General features: G+C 53.2%; 17 protein-coding genes. 4 read left to right on the forward strand and 13 right to left on the reverse strand.

Features of this window, described 5'->3' with window-relative positions:
* Window positions 1-9: 9 nt before the first annotated feature.
* The gene (locus ACT3TF_RS07530; RefSeq protein ID WP_096277644.1) at window positions 10-720 is read right to left on the reverse strand and encodes an anti-sigma factor; all 711 of its coding nucleotides are present in this window, start codon (window positions 718-720) and stop codon (window positions 10-12) included.
* A complete protein-coding gene (locus tag ACT3TF_RS07535; RefSeq protein WP_096277646.1) occupies window positions 699-1262 on the reverse strand; it encodes an RNA polymerase sigma factor in 564 nt (187 codons plus the stop codon). The genes ACT3TF_RS07530 and ACT3TF_RS07535 overlap by 22 nt, the downstream gene beginning before the upstream one ends.
* 198 nt (window positions 1263-1460) lie before the next feature.
* Between ACT3TF_RS07535 and ACT3TF_RS07540 the strand changes: the two genes are divergently transcribed.
* The gene (locus ACT3TF_RS07540) at window positions 1461-2012 is read left to right on the forward strand and encodes a fasciclin domain-containing protein (protein WP_096277649.1); all 552 of its coding nucleotides are present in this window, start codon (window positions 1461-1463) and stop codon (window positions 2010-2012) included.
* A gap of 10 nt (window positions 2013-2022) precedes the next feature.
* Here the strand turns inward: ACT3TF_RS07540 and ACT3TF_RS07545 are convergent, their stop codons facing one another.
* Together ACT3TF_RS07545 and pcsA are read right to left on the reverse strand one after the other, a co-directional pair.
* On the reverse strand, window positions 2023-2685 hold the full coding sequence (locus ACT3TF_RS07545; protein WP_096277651.1) for a DNA-3-methyladenine glycosylase I: 663 nt from the start codon (window positions 2683-2685) through the stop codon (window positions 2023-2025).
* A 14-nt stretch (window positions 2686-2699) separates the two neighbouring features.
* Window positions 2700-3425: a phosphatidylcholine synthase gene (gene pcsA / locus ACT3TF_RS07550; RefSeq protein ID WP_176483362.1), complete on the reverse strand. Its 726-nt coding sequence runs from the start codon at window positions 3423-3425 to the stop codon at window positions 2700-2702.
* 125 nt (window positions 3426-3550) lie between these two features.
* Here pcsA and ACT3TF_RS07555 point away from each other — a divergent pair, with 125 nt between their 5' ends.
* Window positions 3551-4000: a GNAT family N-acetyltransferase gene (locus ACT3TF_RS07555; protein ID WP_444671931.1), complete on the forward strand. Its 450-nt coding sequence runs from the start codon at window positions 3551-3553 to the stop codon at window positions 3998-4000.
* A gap of 16 nt (window positions 4001-4016) precedes the next feature.
* Here ACT3TF_RS07555 and codA read toward each other — a convergent pair whose 3' ends face one another.
* The 7 genes from codA to ACT3TF_RS07590 form a co-directional block, all read right to left on the reverse strand.
* Window positions 4017-5264, reverse strand: coding sequence for a cytosine deaminase (gene codA, locus ACT3TF_RS07560; protein ID WP_444671932.1), 1248 nt, complete (start codon window positions 5262-5264; stop codon window positions 4017-4019).
* A 12-nt stretch (window positions 5265-5276) separates the two neighbouring features.
* Window positions 5277-6542: a cytosine permease gene (codB, locus tag ACT3TF_RS07565; RefSeq protein WP_444671933.1), complete on the reverse strand. Its 1266-nt coding sequence runs from the start codon at window positions 6540-6542 to the stop codon at window positions 5277-5279.
* A 174-nt stretch (window positions 6543-6716) separates the two neighbouring features.
* A complete protein-coding gene (locus ACT3TF_RS07570; RefSeq protein ID WP_444671934.1) occupies window positions 6717-7583 on the reverse strand; it encodes an ABC transporter substrate-binding protein in 867 nt (288 codons plus the stop codon).
* A 172-nt stretch (window positions 7584-7755) separates the two neighbouring features.
* Window positions 7756-9099: an NAD-dependent dihydropyrimidine dehydrogenase subunit PreA gene (gene preA, locus ACT3TF_RS07575; protein WP_444671935.1), complete on the reverse strand. Its 1344-nt coding sequence runs from the start codon at window positions 9097-9099 to the stop codon at window positions 7756-7758.
* On the reverse strand, window positions 9096-10475 hold the full coding sequence (locus ACT3TF_RS07580; RefSeq protein WP_096277662.1) for an NAD(P)-dependent oxidoreductase: 1380 nt from the start codon (window positions 10473-10475) through the stop codon (window positions 9096-9098). Before ACT3TF_RS07580 ends, preA begins: the two co-directional genes overlap by 4 nt.
* Window positions 10476-10531: 56 nt before the next feature.
* Entirely contained in the window at window positions 10532-11971 is a 1440-nt protein-coding gene (gene hydA / locus ACT3TF_RS07585; RefSeq protein WP_444624991.1) for a dihydropyrimidinase, read from the reverse strand.
* Window positions 11972-12003: 32 nt separating this feature from the next.
* Window positions 12004-12870, reverse strand: a complete 867-nt coding sequence (locus ACT3TF_RS07590) for a nitrilase-related carbon-nitrogen hydrolase (protein WP_096277665.1) — start codon at window positions 12868-12870, stop codon at window positions 12004-12006.
* Between the two features lie 588 nt (window positions 12871-13458).
* Here ACT3TF_RS07590 and ACT3TF_RS07595 point away from each other — a divergent pair.
* Complete coding sequence (locus ACT3TF_RS07595; protein ID WP_444671936.1) at window positions 13459-14979, forward strand: NCS1 family nucleobase:cation symporter-1; 1521 nt, start codon at window positions 13459-13461, stop codon at window positions 14977-14979.
* A gap of 17 nt (window positions 14980-14996) precedes the next feature.
* On the opposite strand, the gene ACT3TF_RS07600 is transcribed toward ACT3TF_RS07595, so the two are convergent.
* Window positions 14997-15902 carry a LysR family transcriptional regulator gene (locus ACT3TF_RS07600; RefSeq protein WP_441685121.1) on the reverse strand — a complete coding sequence of 302 codons (906 nt, stop codon included), beginning with the start codon at window positions 15900-15902 and terminating at the stop codon, window positions 14997-14999.
* Between the two features lie 179 nt (window positions 15903-16081).
* On the opposite strand from ACT3TF_RS07600, the gene ACT3TF_RS07605 reads away from it, so the two are divergent.
* Window positions 16082-18790 (forward strand): bifunctional diguanylate cyclase/phosphodiesterase, encoded by a 2709-nt coding sequence (locus ACT3TF_RS07605; protein ID WP_444671937.1) that lies wholly within the window; start codon window positions 16082-16084, stop codon window positions 18788-18790.
* A gap of 24 nt (window positions 18791-18814) precedes the next feature.
* On the opposite strand, the gene ACT3TF_RS07610 is transcribed toward ACT3TF_RS07605, so the two are convergent.
* The gene (locus ACT3TF_RS07610; protein ID WP_444671938.1) at window positions 18815-19828 is read right to left on the reverse strand and encodes a CobW family GTP-binding protein; all 1014 of its coding nucleotides are present in this window, start codon (window positions 19826-19828) and stop codon (window positions 18815-18817) included.
* Window positions 19829-19831 lie beyond the last annotated feature (3 nt).

A 19831-nucleotide genomic window follows, 5' to 3' on the forward strand; every position in this document is an offset into this window, starting at 1 on the left:
AGCCGTGTGTCATAAACTAATGGTGCTGCCGCGCACCGGCGTTAAGCGGCCATGGTCGATAATGGGGCCAGTGGGCTGCCCAGCGGGTGCGCCTCCATGAGGCTCAATACTGACGGCTAAATCGGCAGTGAATAACAGCTCGCGTAGTTGAGCGCTCGGCTGCAAGCGCTGGCTGCCTTGGTCGGGTAAAAGGCCTAGCGAAACTGGCGTGCCGTCGGCGATTAGCCACAGCTCACCCGTTTGTTCACGGCCCAGTTGGGTCGGTTGCACAGTCTGAACGAGCAGCTCTCCATCGGCGGTTGCGCTGATAATCCATCCCGGCGTTTGTGATTCATCCTGAACGACGAATACGGCCTCCCCGGAAGGAATCATCGTCAGCGCGGCCTGTTGCCATAGCAGTCCCAATGCAACGGCGATCGCGCCAAAGCTGGCAGCCATCGCCTGCCAGGCACCTAAGCGCTGCCACCACGGGGTGGTACGCGTCCCCGTCGCATGGGTAATGCGCTGCCAAATCTCTTTTGGTGGCGTTTTAGGATCAAGGCGCTCATTAAACAGCTGCAGATGCTCGCGCCAGTTGTCTACGTCATTACGTACGTCGTGGCTGACAGCAAGCAGCGCTTCAAAGCGTGCTTTTTGGTCGCTGTCCAGCACTCCTAGTACGTACTCGCCAGCGGCTAGATGACGTTCCTCAGCACTGGTTAAATCCCACTGGTCAGACATGTTTTTAACCTCTCGAGTCCACGGCGAATCCAGCTTTTGACGCTACCCAGTGGCTGGGCTAAGGAGTCGGCCAGTTCGCTGTGGGTTAGCCCCTGAAAGAAGGCCATTTCCATGACTTGGCGCTGCTGACGGCTAAGCGTGTCTAAACAGTCTTGGAGCTTGCTGTTCTGCTGTGCGCTCATGCTGTCGTCTTCAGGATCATCGGTGCTAAACAGTGTTTCCAGCAACGGCTCATTAGCGGTTGCATCCTGCGGTTTTTGGCGTCGCAACCAGTCAATACCAATGTTGCGGGTCATCGTTGACAGCCACGTCATCGGCTTAGCCCGCGTTTCATCATATTGATCGGCAGCGTGCCATATCTTGATAAACACATGTTGTAGGCAGTCCTGTGCAGCGCTCTCGTTTCTGACTATACGCAGCAACTGCGCATACAGATGCGCCGATGAGGCACGATAGAGGCGTTCGAGGGCCTGGCGATTGCCATGCGCACAGCCATTGAGCTGGTCGATCAGGTATTGATGACGTTGAGTCGCGTCTAACATTCAGGATCTCTGCAGAACGAACCGATCCACCAGTCTTGGCGAGTCGCGCGTTGAAGGCAAGCGTACTGAGTCAGTTGGCTAGAATTTTTTTGTGAGAATTGTGCATCCACACAGATCTTAGCCACGTAAACATTGGTGAGCCTGCATTAAAGGGGCCTTTTAATGACAAACCAATAATGATCATCAGGAGATGCCCGAATGAAACTCAAACTTCTTGCTGCTAGCCTATGTGCAACCGCTTTATGGACCAGTGCTGCTTTGGCGGATCATGGCCCCACTAATGTTGGTGGCGCTAGCATGTTGCCTGAGCGCAATATCATTCAGAATGCCGTTAACTCCGGCGACCATACCACGCTAGTCGCAGCAGTTAAGGCCGCTGAGCTGGTGGATGTGCTACAGGGTGAAGGCCCATTTACCGTATTTGCCCCGACGGATGAAGCCTTTGCGGCTCTGCCTGCCGGCACAGTAGATACCTTGTTACAACCTGAAAATATTGAGCAATTGCAGACTGTTCTTACCTACCATGTGGTGCCCGGTAATCTAAACCGTGATGCACTGTGGGAAGAAGTGATGGAGAACGACGGTACCGTTGCCTTCCAAACCGTACAGGGCGAGTACCTGACCGTGGTGCGTAACGGCAATAACCTGATGGTCATGGATGCTCAAGGTAACGGCGCTAACATCACCGTTATTGATGTGGCCCAATCTAACGGCGTGATCCACGTGATTGATAGCGTCTTAATGCCCTAAGCATTAGCCGCTATTTATTCTGCGCTAACTCACTCGTCGCCGGGCTTCCCGGCGACGAGTGTCGTTTGTTGGCGGGGCGTGTAAATAGTCTGCGTGCCTGGGCTGCTTTCTTTCGTGTGATGCACCCGCTGGCATGATCATTAATAAGCCCCATTGCCTGCATAAATGCAAAGGCCGTAGTCGGGCCCACAAACTTCCAGCCCCTTTTCTTGAGTGATGTTGATAGTGCTACAGACTCAGGCGATGTTGTCTGCGACTGCGGCTCTTGCAATGCATCTAACGCGGGCTCAAACCCCCAGAAAAACGCGGCAAGCGACCCCTCTTCAATCATTTCCAATGCGCGCTGCGCGTTATTAATGACGGCTTCAATCTTGCCGCGGTGGCGGATAATTCCCGCGTCCTGCAGTAAGCGCTGTACGTCATCTTCGTTAAAGCGGGCGACCTGATGAATGTCGAAGTGGTGGAAGGCCGCGCGAAAGTTCTCGCGCTTGTTAAGAATGGTGCGCCAGCTCAAGCCTGATTGAAAACTTTCCAAGCACAGCTTTTCAAATAGCCGTTGGTCGTTGTCGACCGGGAAGCCCCATTCATTGTCATGATAGGGAAGAAACTCCGGTGCGCCGCCACACCACAAGCAGCGCGGGTGTCCATCGGGGGCGATAAACTCGTTAGCCATGCGTTGCCTACCTCTCAATCAAACCATTCTTTGGCAGTACGCCATAAGCACATACCAATGAAATAGGCCGATGCAATACCCCACCCCCAGAGTGCCCAGGCTGCGTGCTCGGAGCTTGAGAGCAGCAGTGACGTAACACAGGCGCACCACGCTAGAGTGATCGCAATATTGAACGGCATGAACAGACGCACCCGGAAGGGATGCAGGAACTTCATCTTTGTCACGGTGAGGATGGCCAGCAATACGATCGTGGCAAACGTGATGAACGGTGAGAGATCGAGAATATAGAAATAGGCGGCAGCGATATTCCAGGCCGCAGGAAAACCCACGAAGTAGTTATCCTGACTCTTCATGCCAACGTTGCAGAAACAGAACATCGATGACAGCAGAATGATGAACACCGACAGCAGTTCAAGATAAGACGGCAATTCAACAAAGAAGTAGATAAACAAGGCGGGAATAAAGGCCCAGGTTAGGTAATCGATCACCATATCCAGGGTCGAGCCGTCGAAATGGGGCAGTATGGCCTTCACTTCGTATTTACGGGCGAGCGCGCCATCGACACCATCCACCATCATCGCGGCGCCTAACCAGAGAAGGCAGGCTACCGGATCGTTGTCGATCAGTGACAGCAACGCCATCGTGCCAAGTAGTACTCCACTTGCCGTAAATGCGTGTACGCTCCATGCTTTGCATCGCGATGCGTGTGAGCCTGCTTGCGAAGAGAGCGGTTGAGCCACATTAACCCCGTTGAGAACATCGTGTTCTACTGTTGTTTGGTGTATGGATAAGCGTTTAAGTCGCTACACTACTATAAGTAGGCACCTAGAGAATACGCAGGCATGCTATCTAAGGAAGATTCCTGATGACTATCGTTCGTGCAGCAAACATTAATGACCTGGATGCCTTAACCGAGCTGTTAGATGGCTACCGTCAATTTTATCAGCAGCCGAGTGATATGCAGGCCGCTCGTGAATTTTTAAACCAGCGCATGGGATTAGGAGATTCATTCATTTTGGTAAGTGAAACCAGTGAAACCACACTCACTGGCTTTGTGCAGCTTTATCCCGGTGTTTCTACGGTAGGCTTGAATGCGCGCTGGACGTTAAATGATCTATTTGTATTACCTGGTTGCCGTGAGAAAGGTACCGGTAGGGCGCTAATGGATGCTGCTACCCAGCTTGCTCGCGATCATGGCGTTCCCCGCCTAATATTGATGACGCAGGTTGAGAACGAGCGAGCCCAACATCTTTATGAATCGTTGGGCTGGCAGCGCAATACGGCGTTTTACGGCTATCTATTAGACGTCAAATAATCTTTATGGGATTGCCTTAGCCAAGCCACGGTGGGGTGACGATCTTAGCCGGCTCACGCTGCATGGTGATCTCACCGTGGCGAACTGAAAGCAGTACCTCGCCCTGGGTGCGCAGTACGCTGTAGTCATCTTCACCCTCCAGCAGGTTGAAGCTGGCGGGCTTGCCTACTTCAATGCCGTAACGTTCTTCGATGTTCATCGTACGGGCGCTGTTATCGGTAATCAGCGAAAGCGCTTGACTGAAATCCTGATAGCCCATCATCTGGCAGATATGCAGGCCAAAATCGAGTGTGCGAAGCAGCTTGCCGTTACCCAGTGAATACCATGGGTCGAAAATCGAGTCTTCAGCAAAGCAGACGTTAATGCCCGCTGCGTTTAGCTCTTTGACGCGGGTTACGCCGCGCCGTTTCGGGTAAGTGTCGAAGCGTCCCTGGAGGTGAATGCTTTCGGTCGGGCAGGAAATGAAATTGATCCCCGAGCGCTTAAGCAGCAGAAATAGTTTTGAGCAGTAGGCGTTGTCGTAGGAGTGCATCGCCGTGGTGTGGCTGGCGGTAACGCGGCTGCCTAAATCGTTAAACAGTGCTTCACAGGCGAGCACTTCGAGAAAGCGTGAGTTGGGGTCATCAATTTCATCGCAGTGCACGTCCACCAAACGGTCATATTTAATCGCCAGCTCAATCACCCGCTTCATCGAGGCGACGCCCAGCTCACGGGTATATTCAAAGTGGGGAATGCCGCCCACCACATCGGCGCCGATCTCCAGCGCCTCTTCCATCAAGCGGTCGCCGCCGGGGTAGGAAAGTAGCCCATCCTGAGGGAAGGCAACGACCTGGATGTCGATTTTGTCCTTCAGCTCATCGCGTAAAGCGCACAGCGTTTTTATTCCTACTAAGCTTGGGTCGCTGGTGTCGGCGTGGGTGCGCACATGCTGAACGCCGTTGCCAATTAGTAAGTTAAGGGTTTTTAGCACGCGCTCGCGAATATCTGCCTCTGTGAGCATGGGTTTTCGTTCGCCCCAGCGCTCAATGCCTTCAAACAGCGTGCCGCTTTGATTCCAGTTGGGCTCACCCGCCGTAAGAGCCGCGTCCAAATGGATATGAGGCTCGATAAACGGCGCGCAAATTAGTTTGGCACCGGCATCGATCTGCCCTTCACTTGCCGTTAGCGGTGCATCTTGGGCAGTAATCGCGCTAAACGTGCCGTTGTCTATTTCAAGACGATATAGCTCGGGGCGTTGGCGCAGGCGGGCGTTAATGATCTGCATATAAGAGCTCACTTATGGCTTAGCTGTCGAGGGGAGGCTATCGCTCAGCGTAGCGTGGTTTAAACGAAGCAGCACGGCGTAACTTCCTGCTGCCACTGCGACTCCCACCAGCGGCGGCAGTAGCGGTGAGAAATAGGCAGCCCCCGCCCCTAGCGCGTAAGCCGCAAGCCCTCGACGATTGAAATTCGGTAGCCGAGCCTTATCTAGCGCTGGGTAGCAACCTTTATGTTTGAGCCAGAAATCTGCCATGATCACCCCGCCCATCGGCGGAATAAAGGTGCCTAGTAGAACCAAAAAGGGGATGAGGAGGTTATACATTCCGCCGACGGCTAATATGGTTCCAATGGCCGCACCGCCTACTGTCACCAAACGACGTTTTTCAGTGCGCAGCAAATTGCAGCCTGCTACGGCAAAGTTGTAGATCGTGTTGTCCTGGGTGGTCCAAATATTTAAAAACAGCATGAGTACCGCGATGCTGACAAACCCTTGGGCGATCAGCACATCGACGATATCCGCCTGCTGATAAATCATGGTGCCCAGCGCGCCGGTGAGTACCATTAAGCCATTGCCGATAAAAAATGCCGCTAAGGTGGCGATGACGGCAATTTTTGGTGTTTGAGCGAAACGACTCCAGTTGGTGGCCTGGGTGCCGCCACTGATAAACGTTCCGATGATGACGGTAATGGCGGCGGCTATGCTCATACTTTCCGTTGGCGTTTGCTGGCTTAATCCCGCTATACCTCGTATATCGACCAGCCCGGTGAATAGACTCATCATAATAAACAGCATCATCGCTGGCACGGCGAAACGCGAAAGCCAGTCCATGCCTTTGTAGCCAATCATGGCGGTTATGCAGAAACCCAGTCCAAATAGCACCATTAAGGGGATTTCCAGCCATTCAGGCATCCCGGTGGTGCGTACTAACACTAACGCAATCGTAGCCGTGCCCCAGGCGTACCAGCCGATTTGAGTAAAACCAAGGATGAAGTCGGAGAGTTTGCTGCCTTTCTCGCCAAAGCAGAAGCGCCCCATAAGAACGGAGTTAAGCCCGCTTTTACAGGCGATATAAGCAAGCGTTGCTGCATAAGCACCCAGCAGTAAGTTGCCTATCAGAATGATCCATAGCAGTTGGCCGATAGGAAAGGCCTGGCCCAGCGTGCCGCCAGCCCACATGGTGGCGGTGAAAAAGGTGAAGCCCAGCAAAATCACAGCGGTGGAAAACAGTCCTTTGCGGGCGCTAGTAGGAACTTCGCTGAGCGGATAGTCAGAGTGGTGCATGGCAGTGTACCCCGATGTAAGCCCACAGCCGGTTAGCTGCTGGCTATATACGAAGCAAGAGATGTGCCATAAAGGCTATGCCCAGTGGTTAGGTGCTGGGGCATCGTTTGATAACAAGCCCCTGTGTTGCCTAAGTAAGAACAGGGGCTCAGCTGAAATGAGTAAGCGCTCAATTTACAGAGCGTTGACAACCTCGTCGATTTGTAGCTTCAAACTTTGCAGGCCACCACCTGAGAGGTACCAGAGCGCGGGTGTGAGCAGTACGAGTTTCGTGTTGGCTCCAGCATCGTCAAGCGCTTGTGCGAGTGCTTCTGCGTTAGCGGGCTCGTCGCCAATCGCCGCGCTGCGGTCAATCACCAGCACCACGTCTGGGGCAATCTCGGCAATCGCGTCAGGGGAAAGCGGCGTGAAGGTACGCGTGCCACGGGTTTCGCTGGTAACGCTATCGGGCATCTCCAGGGCTGCAACGCCCAATACGTCATGCACTACCGGATGTTGATTAAGCATCAAGTTGCCGCCGTTGTGGGTCACTACCAGCGTACGCGGTGCGTTGCTGAGCGCTTCGCGCTGGGCTTCAATATCGGCGTGTAGGGCTTCGAGGGCTTCTTCTGCATGCGCTTCGGCATCTATGTGACTTGCGATCTGACGAACATTTTCATCGAAGGATGCCAGGTAATTATCACCTTGTAAGCGGGTATTCAGCAGTGGAGCAATCTCTGCTAACTCGGTTTCCCAGTCGCTTTGGCGGCCGGTATAAAGGATTAGGCTTGGTTCGCTTTCCGCAATGGCTTCAAAATCAGGATTTTTTAGTCCACCTAAGTCGGTATAAGCATCGCCGCTATATGCCGATAAATAATCAGGCAGGCTCTGCTTGGGAAGACCGACTACCTGTTCACTGGCGCCGAGCGCATCAAGCGTATCCAGGCTGCCTAGGTCAAACGTAGCGATGCGCTGGTCGGCATTAGCGGCGGCAGCGATTGAGACAAGCAGCGTTGCCGCGAGCGTTTTTGTAAAAATGGGGGAGAAAAGCGAAGACGTCATCAGGCTTCCTTTATAAAAAAAACATTTATAAGAAAAAATAGCATATGCGATAGTTTCTCATGTTCTCAAGGATGCCGTGCTTTGTCGCTATTTGTTGAAGGAACGGTGTGTTGCAATAAGTGCCACCGCTCTTGAGCAGTGAGAGCGGTGGCGTTAGGCCGTTTAAGTCGTTTTAACTGGCGACCTGGAAAGGATTGCGTGGGTCGTTATCCCAAGCCAGGAAGGGTTGGCCGGTTTCCTGAGGCACCATGGTGATACAGTTTTCTACCGGGCAGGTGATTTGGCACAGGTTGCAGCCCACGCATTCGTCTTCAATCACCTCGTAGCGGCGGGCGCCGTCCTGCTCGGTGAGCTTGGCAATCGACTGGTGGGAGGTATCCTCGCAGGCGATATAGCAACGGCCACACTCTATGCACAGGTCTTGATCGATCTGGGCAATGGTTTTGAAGTTGATGTCGAGATGTTTCCAGTCGGTGGTATGCGGTATCGCCTTACGGGAGAACGCTTCAATCGAGTCGTAGCCCTTGTCTGCCATCCAGCGTGAAAGGCCATCTTTCATCTCTTCCACAATGCGAAAACCGTTGAGCATTGCCGCAGTACATACCTGAACGCTACCCGAACCTAGGGCGATAAACTCCGCCGCATCCCGCCAGCTGGAAATGCCGCCAATGCCGGAGATAGGCAGCGTGGGGGTCGCCGGGTCGCGGGCAATTTCAGCCACCATGTTCATGGCAATAGGCTTCACGGCGCTACCGCAGTAGCCACCGTGAGTGCTTTGATGGCCCACCGTAGGCTTGGCGACCATGGCATCGAGATCGATACTGGTAATCGAGTTAATGGTATTGATTAGCGATACCGCATCAGCACCGCCGCGCAGTGCCGCCTGAGCGCCCACGCGAATGTCGGTAATGTTGGGCGTCAGTTTCACAATCACCGGTTTGGAGTAGTGCTTCTTGCACCAGTAGGTGACTTTTTCAATCAGATCAGGATTTTGGCCTACCGCCGCGCCCATGCCGCGCTCGGGCATGCCATGTGGGCAGCCTAGGTTAAGCTCAATGCCGTCTGCGCCGGTCGCTTCCACAAGCGGCAAAATATACGCCCAGGCCTCTTCATTGCACGGCACCATGATGGAAACGATCAGCGCGCGGTCGGGCCAATCCTTCTTCACCTGGGTGATTTCTTGAAGGTTGATCTCCAGCGAACGGTCGGTAATCAGCTCAATATTGTTAAAGCCGATCACCTCGCGATTTTTGCCATAGTGGGCCGAATAACGCGAGGATACGTTCACTGCGGCGGGCTCTTCTCCTAAGGTTTTCCATACCACGCCACCCCAGCCCGCCTCATAGGCGCGCACCACGTTGTAAGCTTTGTCAGTGGGCGGGGCTGAGGCCAGCCAGAACGGATTAGGGGCTTTAATGCCCGCAAAATTAACCGACAAATCAACGCCGTTGACCACGCTATCGCCGCTGTTTTTCTTGCCTGGAAAAGAGAGTGATGCGTTATTTAAGACGTTCATGCGGCCTCCTGCTTGGCGGCAAGCGCCTGATGAATGGCGTGAGCCGCCAGTTTGCCGTGCTGCACCGCTTGCACGGTAAGGTCCTGGCCGGCTTGGACACAGTCGCCGCCAGCATAAACATTGGGTAAAGAGGTGCGAAACATCTCATCGACGTGGATGCGTTCGCCGTCTCGATCAAGCTCAGCGGCCGTTGCGTCGCTTAGGCTTGTGTCGTCGAAACCCTGACCAATAGCTTTGAAGATGGCCTCGGCGGCAAGTTCAAACGTCTCGCCTGTGGGCATTAAACGCCCCGCTTGTTCAACGGTCTTGGCAAAGCGCATCCCCGCTACGCGCCCTTGGGTATCCAGCATAATCTCGTCAGGCTGTGCCCAGGTCACTATGCGTACGCCGTTGGCCTTGGCGATTTCCTGTTCATGGTCGGTGGCGGACATTGCCTCAAGGCCACGGCGATATACCAGCGTGACCTCGGTGGCGCCTAGGCGAGACATCTGCGTGGCCATATCAATGGCGGTATTGCCCGCACCGATGACAATGCAGCGTTTGGAAACGGGTAGGCTGCCCAGGTCAGTGGCTTGGCGTAACGTTTTTATATATTCAACCGCCGGCATTAAGCCGGGTGCTTCTTCGCCGGTGAGGCCTAAAGCGCGGCTGGCGCCCAGCCCTAGGCCTATGAACACGCTGTCGTACTGCTGGCGAAGCGTGCTCAGTGCTAAATTGCTTCCCAAGCGCTGGCCGTACTGTATATCGATGCCGCCGATTTCGAGTAAAAATGCGACTTCCTTATGCGCAAAGTCATCGGTCATTTTATAGCGTGCAATACCGTACTCGTTCAGCCCGCCGGGTTTCTGTTCGGCTTCAAAAATCGTTACCTGATGGCCAAACATGGCCAAGCGGTGAGCGCAGGAGAGCCCTGCAGGCCCTGCACCCACCACCGCAATATGCTGGCCAGTTGAGGCTGCACGCGTAAAAGGGTGTTGTTCAAACTGCATGTTGTCGGTGGCATGGCGCTGCAATAGGCCAATCAGCACCGGCTGGCACTCGGCATCGTGATTGCGTACGCAGCTACGCTCGCAGAGAATTTCGGTAGGACATACGCGGGCACAGCTGCCGCCCAGAATATTGGCTTTCAAAATGGTTTCTGCCGCGCCGTTGATGTTGCTGTCGCTGATTTGGCGAATAAAGCTTGGGACATCGATATCCGAGGGGCAGGCCTCAACGCAGGGCGCGTCATAGCAGTAGAGGCAGCGCTGGCTTTCGATGATCGCCTGGCGATCGGTGAGTGGGGGATGAAGATCACTAAAGTTATTCACCAGCGCTTGCGGGTCGTAGGTGCCGACCTCTTTTGCGCTGGGCAGGTAGTCCAGTGGATTGGTCACGGTGTTACTCCCATTCTCTAGTCTTGTCTTGCGCTGTATTTTTTATTGGCTCATTTTTAACGTGCGACAGCCTTCGGGGCGTTTAACTCGGCCCGCTTGGCCAGAAGCTCAAATACACCGGGATAGGCGGGGCGTTTTAGATAGCGGCCTGCACCGCGTTCGGCGCGTAGCTCGCCATCTCGCCACACCCATTTCCCTTGGCTAATCGTGTGACGGGCGATGCCGCGGACTGTTTTACCCTCGAAGATGTTGAAATCGACGTTCTGGTGATGGGTCTTGGCGGAGATGGTGCGGGTGCCGTTGGGATCCCACACCACGATATCAGCGTCGGCACCGACTTGAATCGCACCCTTGCGCGGGTAGAGATTGAAAATCTTGGCGGTGTTGGTCGAGGTGATAGCAACAAATTCTTGGGGCGAAAGTCGGCCGGTGTTAACGCCTTCATCCCACAGCACGGCCAGGCGGTCTTCGACACCGGCGGTGCCGTTGGGGATTTTGGTGAAGTCATCCTTGCCGGCCGCTTTTTGCTCCTCGCAGAAGCAGCAGTGGTCGGTAGCGGTCGTTTGTAGGTTGCCGGATTGCAGGCCGTGCCAGAGTGCTTCTTGATGGCCCTTGGGCCGGAAGGGAGGGCTCATTACGTGGGCCGCTGCCGTTGCCCAGTCGGCGTGCTGGTAGACGCTGTCATCAATCAGTAAATGGCCTGCTAAACACTCGCCAAACACCTGATGGCCCTGTTGGCGGGCGTAGGCGATTTCATCCACCGCATCTTTGGTGGAAACATGTACCAGGTACACCGGCGCGCCTAGCGTGCTAGCAATGCGGATCGCGCGGCTAGCCGCTTCGCCTTCTACTTGAGGCGGGCGGGAAAGCGGGTGCGCCTCTGGCCCAGTTATGCCTTGAGCGAGCAATTTTTGCTGCATGTGGTACACCAGCTCGCCGTTTTCGGCATGTACCGTGGGAATGGCGCCTAGCTCTAGGCAGCGCGAAAAGCTTTCCACCAGAATATCATCGGTGGCCATAATGGCGCCTTTATAGGCCATAAAATGCTTAAAACTGTTAACGCCATGCTCGCGCACCAGAGTGCCCATTTCCTCTTTAACGCTTTCATCCCACCAGGTAATGGCGACGTGAAACGCAAAGTCAGTGGCGGCTTTTTCTGCCCAGCCTTGCCAGGTTTCGAAGGCTTCTAGCAGCGACTGGCCGGGGCTTGGGATGACAAAGTCAATAATCGTTGTGGTGCCACCTGCCATAGCCGCGGCGGTGCCGGTGTAAAAATCTTCGCTGGCCACCGCGCCCATAAACGGCATCTGCATATGGGTATGCGGGTCGATACCGCCGGGCATTACCAACTGATGGCTGGCATCAACCGTCTCACAGCCTTCAGGGATGTCTAGATCCGTGCCAATGGCATGAATCTTACCGTCTACGCAGAGCACGTCGGCCCGGTAGGTGTCTGCGTGAGTGACCACCGTGCCGCCTTTGATTAATAAGCTCATCGTTCGCTCCTTGGATGATTGTTTGGACAGTGCTATTCGCCGTCGGTGAGACGGGTGTAGGTTTCCGGGCGGCGGTCGCGGAAGAACTGCCAGTTGTTACGGGCTTCTCGCACCATGTCCAAATCAATCTCGTGGACGAGGAGTTCATCGTTGGTTTCGCTAGCCTGAGCTTCGATTTTGCCGCGGGGGTTGACGATGTAACTGGAGCCGTAGAAATTGCCGATATTCCACGGTGCTTCAGTGCCTACACGGTTGATGGCAGCAATAAAGCAGCCGTTGGCTGCCGCAGAGGCGGGTTGTTCAAGCTCCCAAAGATATTGAGAAAGCCCCGCCACGGTGGCAGAGGGGTTGAAAATCACTTCGGCACCGTTGAGCGCAAGCGCCCGCCAGCCTTCGGGGAAATGGCGGTCATAGCAGATATACACGCCAATTTTGCCGTAGGCAGTATCAAACACCGGCCAGTTGGATTGCCCAGGTTTGAAGAAGAACTTCTCCCAAAAACCGGCCACTTGAGGGATATGCGTTTTGTGGTATTTGCCCAAGTAGCTGCCATCGGCATCGAACACGGCGGCGGTGTTGTAGTAAACGCCGGTTTCGGTTTCTTCATAGATCGGAACAATAATGACCATGCGGTGCTCAGCGGCCAGTTTTTGCATCATCTGGCAGGTGGGGCCTTCGGGTACGCGCTCGGCGGCGGCGTACCATTTGCCGTCTTGGCTGGGGCAAAAGTACGGCTGATTAAAGACTTCCTGAAAGCACAGCACCTGCACGCCCTGGTCTGCGGCTTGCTGAATCATCGGTAGATGGGCTTCGTTCATCGCGTCACGAATGGCCGCGGGCGAAAGCTCGGTGCTGGTTTTTAAGCCCATTTGAATTAAGCCGATTTTCATCTTCTGCATTAGACGCTCCCTCTAATTGTTGGTGTAAAGCGTTTGTTTGAGTCTTAAGCGTTGTCTAATAAAGCTGACAATCAAGACAGCTTTTCTTAAAAGTATCGTTGGCTTGGTGGTTTTGGCAAGTCATCATTTATTGTTTTTTAAATTAACGTTAACTCTTTGAGTTTGTTTGATTTTATTTATATAAATAGCAGTGTTCACTCTTTTGGTGATCATGCGCACTGTTTTGGAATTTTTTATTAATTGTTTTGAATCATGATGTTATCTATTTTAGAGGGCTTATTTTAAATTCTGAGATGTTTAAAGTTGGTGCAAATATTTTTTTTGATCTAGCTTTGTTTAGTCGACGTTTGTTCGAGAGGTAACATCGTCAAAGGTAATGATCTAATAATAATATTGTTGTCCATAAAGGCAGCTTTTTAATCAATGAGTTAATTGGCATGCTCGCTTAGCTAGGCACACTTATTGCTTTGAATCCTGTCTAGGAAACTTCACTGACCGTGGGGATTAAGGTTTGTCAGGATTTAGCCGCTGTCGCTAGCGTTCAGACACCGCCTGGGTTGGACAACGCAATGCTGAGGAGATACAAAAATGCCAGAAACAACCTCTCAGATGGTGGATCGAGATGGTCTGATTGAGCTTGAGGTAGGGAACGATGTACGCAACAGTTCGCGTTTTAATGAAGATATTGCACCGACCCAGGCTAGCGAGCGCACCTGGACCAAATGGAATATCGCCGCCCTGTGGGTCGGCATGTCGATCTGCGTGCCTACCTACACACTGGGCGGCGTTTTAACCGCCTATTTTGGTTTAAGCGTGGGCGAGGCGTTATTCGCTATTCTGTTGGCGAATATCATCGTGCTGATCCCGCTGACGTTGAACGCTTTTCCAGGCACCAAGTTTGGTATTCCTTTTCCCGTGGTTTTGCGTTCTTCATTCGGCATTTTAGGCTCTAACGTGCCCTGCCTGGTGCGCGCATTGGTAGGCTGTGGCTGGTTTGGTATTCAAACGATGTTTGGCGGTCTGGCGATTCATCTGCTGCTTTCAGAACTGGTGCCTGCTTGGGCAGCATTAGGTGGGGTTGGTGAAGTTATTGGCTTTTTTGTCTTTGGCGCGATGAACCTTTACGTGGTTATTCGCGGGGCTGAATCGATCAAATGGCTGGAAACATTGGCCGCGCCGCTGCTGCTAGCGGTGGGTATTGGGCTAATGATGTGGGCATGGCCGAATATGTCGATGACCGAGCTTCTCGCGCAGCCGCCATCGCGCCCTGAAGGGGCATCGGTTTACGGCTATTTTTTCGCGGGCTTGACCGCTATGGTCGGTTTTTGGGCCACGCTATCGCTTAATATCCCCGATTTCAGCCGCTTTGCGAAAAGCCAAAAAGACCAGATTGTTGGTCAAGTAATCGGCCTGCCACTGACGATGTTCTTCTTTGCAGCTCTCGGGGTAGTGTTGACTGCCGCTTCTGAGACGTTAGTGGGCCAAACCGTTGCCGACCCGGTGCGCTTAATTGGCTATATCGACAGCCCCTTCTGGGTCGTGATGGCGATGCTGCTGATTATTATTGCTACCATTTCTACGAATACCGCCTCGAATATTGTCTCGCCCACCAACGATTTCCAAAACATTGCCCCTAAGCTGATTAACCAAACGCGCGGTGTATTGATCACTGGGGCTGTTGGGGTGCTGCTAATGGGTTATGACTTGCTGCAAAAGGCGGGTGTTATTCCTCCCGGGGTTTCCCTTGAACAGATGTATTCCAACTGGCTGCTGGGTTATTCAAGCCTGTTAGGGCCCATCGCTGGCATCATGGCAGTGGACTACTTTCTGATTAAAAAGCAGCGTTTGGATGTGCCGAGCCTGTACATGGATGATCACGCCTATCCTGCTGTGAACATCGCTGGCTTTATTGCTTTTGGTGTGCCGGTGCTGCTCACGTTAATGTCGCTAGTGACAGACACGATGAACTGGTTTTATGACTATGGCTGGTTCACAGGCTCAGCGCTTGGAGCCATCGTTTACTACGTGGCGAGCCAAGTGTTGTCATCGTCGCCACAGGTTGGGCCGGTACCCATCATGGCGCGTGACGCAGCAGAGCAACGTTCATAAAACGCACTGTTTTTTGCTTACTCTGCATTTTTAATAAAACTTAAAAACGCATCCACTACGCGATTAGGGCGCCGGTCGTGGCGGGTGATGAGTACAAAGGGGATGCGATAGTGCTGGGCGCTTGCATGTAGCGCCCGCATCTTGCCGGCGGCCACCCACTGGGCAGCCACGTGTTCGGGTAGGAAACCGATAAAGCGCCCGGTAAGAATCAGAAAGGCCGCTCCTTCGCGGTCTGATGCCGAGGCGCGCAGGCAAAGCGCATCATGCGCCTCGCGCGCTTTTGCAGGAAGCGGGTAGCGCGGTGAAATAGCGGGGTAATGGGCAATATTGGCAGTATCAAGAATGTCATCAGGCTCAGAAAAAAGCGGATGCTCTGCCGCGCAGTAAAGATAAGAAGGCTCATCGTAGAGGTGCCGCGTTTCTAAGCTGGTCGGTAGGTTCACTGCGGGTACAACGCCAACGTGAAGATGGCCATCCATCACGCCACGAATTACCGCATCGGAAGGCTCCATATGAATATGCAGCGTGACATCATGCGCCGGTGCACTCAGCTCGGCCAGCGCATTGGTGACATGCATGGCCGGTAGCGTGACCAAATTATCGGTAATGCCAATGTTAAGCTCACCTTTTATGGTTTGATGCAGAGCATTTACATCGCTTTTAAAGGTTTCCAACGCAGTGAGCAGCGTAAGCCCTGCCTGATAAATCTCTTTACCCTCTTCGGTTAAGCTAAACCCACCACGCCCTCGCTGGCAGAGAGAGAATCCTAGCCGCCCCTCCAGGTCGTTCATATGCTGGCTAATCGCCGAGCGACTAATGCCGAGCGTCGTTTCAGCCGCGGTAAAACCGCCGCATTCGACAACCGTTTTAAAAATACGAATTAAGCGTATTTCGTAGTCGCTCATTTGACCTAGCGATGCCATCACAGCCCCTGGGTATCTAAATAATTAATATATAGTGCCATGCTTTTTTAATGAATCAACTACGATAAAAACTGATATACATGGCATAGCCGCTTGTTGTGAGTGGGGTATAGCATTTCTAATTTTTCTTAAACTGTACTAGGTGTTTTCATGGCATACCTAGATAAGGCCCCTGTGCGATGCCCGTCATCTCTATTGATGCAAAAGACGATGTGCTGAAAGCGACGGCTACCTACCGCCAGCAGCGGCGACATGTGATAGCGCTATATGTGCTAGCGCTTAGCATCATTATGGCGCTTTTCGGTTGGCTGTTGAGTGAGCAGTATAAGCAAGAAATGGCCGCCGCAGAGTCGCATATTAATGCCCGCGCCAATGTCGTTATGGCGTGGGCAAAAGGAGGCTTTTCTCAAAGTGGGCAAGCCCAGTTCGGATTAACCGAACTACTCGCCTTACAAGATATATCGGATAGCAATTCTAATCCGCAGCTTCAGCAAGCATTAGAAAATCTCACCCAGTACGTGCCTCTGATCGACGAAATAGTTCTTTTTGATACCCAGGGACGCTTGCTGGCAAGCGGTGGCGGAAAGTGGAATACACGTTTTAATATCAGCGAGACAGCGTTTTTTAATGCCTTGACGCAGGGGGAAGAACAGGAGCTGATTACGCCGCTGCAGGTATCGACCGGTGATCAACGTCTCTACTTTTACCATGGAAGGCGATTCGAGAACTCCAATAACGGCGTTGCAGGTGTCGTAGTGTCACGCATCGTACCGGGCGTATTTACCGACGTGCTTGAGCAGATGAATGTCTATGACGGCGAAAGCATTACGCTGATCGACACCGATTTAAAGATGATCGCTAGATATCCGCCGTCAGAGGGATCAATGGCTATTGGTAGTCAAATCGTTAGCCCTAATATGACGCAATGGTTAGACAGTGGCGAATCCGCTCTTGCACTAAAGGGAGTGTCACCTATTGACGGCCGCATGCGGCTGATGCGCATGCAGCGAGTCGGAGCATATCCCATGCTGGTCATTGTCGGTATTGATCTGCATGCGCTGCTAGCGGATTGGCGCCAACGGACGTGGATTTTTGTGCTGATAGTAGCTGTGATGGCGCTGCTAGGGGCTTGGGGGGCGCGTCATTATCTAAGCCGTTTAACGCTAGCGGATCAATTACGCCAGCGCATTGAAGAGCGAGAACAGGCGCGTGCTGAAGCGCAAGTCGCTGCCGCCGCCTTTCAAACACACTTAGGCATTTTAATTACCGATGCTCAGGGCTTGATTCTGAAAGTGAATGACACGTTCACGCGTATTACCGGTTACAGCCAAGTCGAAATTGTCGGTAAAACCCCGCGCGTCTTTAGCTCCGAGCTACATAATGCAGCATTTTATCGTCGTTTATGGAAGCAAGTGCTCAAAACCGGCAACTGGGAAGGCGAGATATGGAATCAGCGCAAGAACGGTGAGCTGTTTCCTGAGTGGCTCACGGTGAGCGCGGTTTATGGCAACGGCGGCGTGTTGACGCATTACGTGACTACGATGAGCGATATCAGCGAGCGCAAAGCCGCTGAGCAGGAGATTCATCAGCTGGCATTTTATGATTCATTAACGGGGCTGGCGAACCGGCGCCTATTTCTAGATCGCATGGATGCTGCGCTCAAAGCGCTTCAGCGCCATCAGCATGGTGTCGCACTGTTGTTTATCGATATTGATAACTTTAAGCAAATTAATGACACCCTTGGACACTACCAAGGGGATCAGTTATTGCAGTGTGTCGCTCAGCGGATGGGCCAAATGCTACGCGATACGGACACACTAGCACGCTTGGGAGCCGACGAGTTTGCGGTGTTAATTGAAGGTGCTGAGAGTAGCCGTACTCAAATCACGCAGCTTGTTGAGCGTATTGGCCATAAATTATTGGCAGTACTCAATGAGCCCATCGTACTTGGTGAAGAGACTGTTACGATCACGGCCAGTATTGGTATTGCGGTGATGGAGGGCGATGAACACAGCGTCGATGAGTATTTGCAGCAGGCGGATCTGGCACTCTTTAAAGCCAAAGACAATGGCCGCCACACGCTGTGTTTTTTTGATCCCGCCATGCAGGCAGCGCTGTTGGCCCATGTGAAGTTAGAGGCAGATTTACACCAGGCACAGGAAAACCAGCAGTGGTTGCTTTACTACCAGCCTCAGGTCAACTCCTGCGGTACGATCATTGGCGTAGAAGCGCTATTACGCTGGGAGCATCCAGAGCGTGGCATGGTGTCTCCCTGTGAATTTATTCCGTTGCTAGAAAGCACTGAATTGATTAATGACGTGGGTGAATGGATATTGGCCGGTGCCTGTCAGCAATTAGCGCGGTGGGCGCAGCATCCGCGTTTAAGCACGTTAACCATATCGGTCAATCTTAGCCCGCAACAGTTTCGCGATAAGCATTTTTTATCCCGTGTAGAGGGGGTTTTTGCCCGCACCCAAGCGCCGCTTAGCCGCTTAAAACTAGAAGTGACTGAGTCACTGTTCGTGGCAGCCCAGGATGAAACTCGGCATAAAATGCTCGCCTTAAAGGCGCAGGGCGTGCGCTTTTCGCTGGATGATTTTGGCACCGGCTATTCGTCATTGGCGTATCTGGCTCAGCTGCCGTTGGATCAATTGAAAATCGACCAGTCGTTTGTTCAACAGGTACTGGATAGCCAAGCGAATGCGTCCATTGTGGAAAGTACGATTGCCCTGGCTGGTAGTTTAAATCTAGAGGTCATTGCGGAAGGAGTGGAGACAGAAGCACAGCAGGCGTGGCTATTGGCTCATGGCTGCCACGTTTACCAGGGCTATCTGTTTGGGCAACCGGTAACCGTAGATGAAATGGAAAGACGGATTGAAAAAGTCTGAATGCTCAGCGCAGCTGTCAGCCTGTTAACTGACGGGCAGGGCGCATAGGTGGGGTTCAAGATCCAGGCTAGGGGTGGGCAGCGTGTCGGGAAGAATCATTTCCAGTCGAGAGTCTTGCCGCCATGCGCTGCTTTCAATGCTGAGTGTGCCGTCCGCACGGTTAAGGCGCTTCCAGCCATTATCGGTATGAAAAACGCCTTTAATGCGCGTCTCTCTTGGCAGTTCCCCTAGATGCGCGGCGAGGCTGTCCAGGTCAAAGCGCTCGCTGGGATGCCAGCGTAGTCCTGTGCTGGTATAGCCTAGCGACGTGCCGGTTTCACGTTGGGGTTTGCCCGGTGGCGGCGGGAAATCAAAAAACGAACCCGCTAGGCTGGGCATTGCCGCGAGCTGCTGATGACTGCCTGGCATTTCTTGGCCGCGAACAGCGGCGCTGCTACTTTGAGTGAGCAGCGTGAGCGATAGTTCGCCTTGTAAGGTTTCCTGCACCCATTTGCGCGGAGGCCAGCGCTCGGCGACAAACGCATGGGCAGCCGCTAGCTGGCCTGAAGTGCTCTGGTCGAGCATCGTAAGCGCCACGGCGTCTGCCATATCGAGCTGATCGAGGAAGGTGTCGTGCTGGCGAGCGCGGGCGTCATCCAGGCGGCGCGGGTCGAGAGTGGCAATAATGTCGCGCACGTCGACCACATCGTTAAATGCCTCACCACGCAATAAGTCCAGCAGGCCTGCGGGGTGTCCAAGGCCTGAAGGCTCAATGATTACCCGGTCGGGTTTGCTACGTGCCAGTAAATTAACCAGAGCCGCTTGCAGTACAAACGCCAATTGACAGCATAAGCAGCCGCCAGGCAGGCCTTTTACAACGACATCATCGCGGGCATCAAACATCGCCTGATCGATGCCGATTTGACCAAACTCGTTGACTAAAATTGCCCATTTTTCATCCACAGGCTTTTGCTCGATCAGGCTGTGGATAAGCGTGGTTTTGCCGCTACCTAGAAAGCCAGTAATAATATGCACAGGGACTTTCGTTAACGCTGACAAGGC

The organism is Halomonas sp. AOP25-F1-15 (genome assembly GCF_052378675.1).
GTDB lineage: Bacteria > Pseudomonadota > Gammaproteobacteria > Pseudomonadales > Halomonadaceae > Vreelandella > Vreelandella casei.

Excerpts from the sequence above, each read along its gene's own strand:
- ACT3TF_RS07530 (WP_096277644.1), bottom strand. The coding sequence starts at position 720 with ATGTCTGACCAGTGGGATTTAACCAGTGCTGAGGAACGTCATCTAGCC.
- ACT3TF_RS07535 (WP_096277646.1), bottom strand. The coding sequence starts at position 1,262 with ATGTTAGACGCGACTCAACGTCATCAATACCTGATCGACCAGCTCAAT.
- ACT3TF_RS07540 (WP_096277649.1), top strand. The coding sequence starts at position 1,461 with ATGAAACTCAAACTTCTTGCTGCTAGCCTATGTGCAACCGCTTTATGG.
- ACT3TF_RS07545 (WP_096277651.1), bottom strand. The coding sequence starts at position 2,685 with ATGGCTAACGAGTTTATCGCCCCCGATGGACACCCGCGCTGCTTGTGG.
- ACT3TF_RS07555 (WP_444671931.1), top strand. The coding sequence starts at position 3,551 with ATGACTATCGTTCGTGCAGCAAACATTAATGACCTGGATGCCTTAACC.
- codA (WP_444671932.1), bottom strand. The coding sequence starts at position 5,264 with ATGCAGATCATTAACGCCCGCCTGCGCCAACGCCCCGAGCTATATCGT.
- codB (WP_444671933.1), bottom strand. The coding sequence starts at position 6,542 with ATGCACCACTCTGACTATCCGCTCAGCGAAGTTCCTACTAGCGCCCGC.
- ACT3TF_RS07570 (WP_444671934.1), bottom strand. The coding sequence starts at position 7,583 with ATGACGTCTTCGCTTTTCTCCCCCATTTTTACAAAAACGCTCGCGGCA.
- preA (WP_444671935.1), bottom strand. The coding sequence starts at position 9,099 with ATGAACGTCTTAAATAACGCATCACTCTCTTTTCCAGGCAAGAAAAAC.
- hydA (WP_444624991.1), bottom strand. The coding sequence starts at position 11,971 with ATGAGCTTATTAATCAAAGGCGGCACGGTGGTCACTCACGCAGACACC.
- ACT3TF_RS07590 (WP_096277665.1), bottom strand. The coding sequence starts at position 12,870 with ATGCAGAAGATGAAAATCGGCTTAATTCAAATGGGCTTAAAAACCAGC.
- ACT3TF_RS07595 (WP_444671936.1), top strand. The coding sequence starts at position 13,459 with ATGCCAGAAACAACCTCTCAGATGGTGGATCGAGATGGTCTGATTGAG.
- ACT3TF_RS07600 (WP_441685121.1), bottom strand. The coding sequence starts at position 15,902 with ATGGCATCGCTAGGTCAAATGAGCGACTACGAAATACGCTTAATTCGT.
- ACT3TF_RS07605 (WP_444671937.1), top strand. The coding sequence starts at position 16,082 with ATGCCCGTCATCTCTATTGATGCAAAAGACGATGTGCTGAAAGCGACG.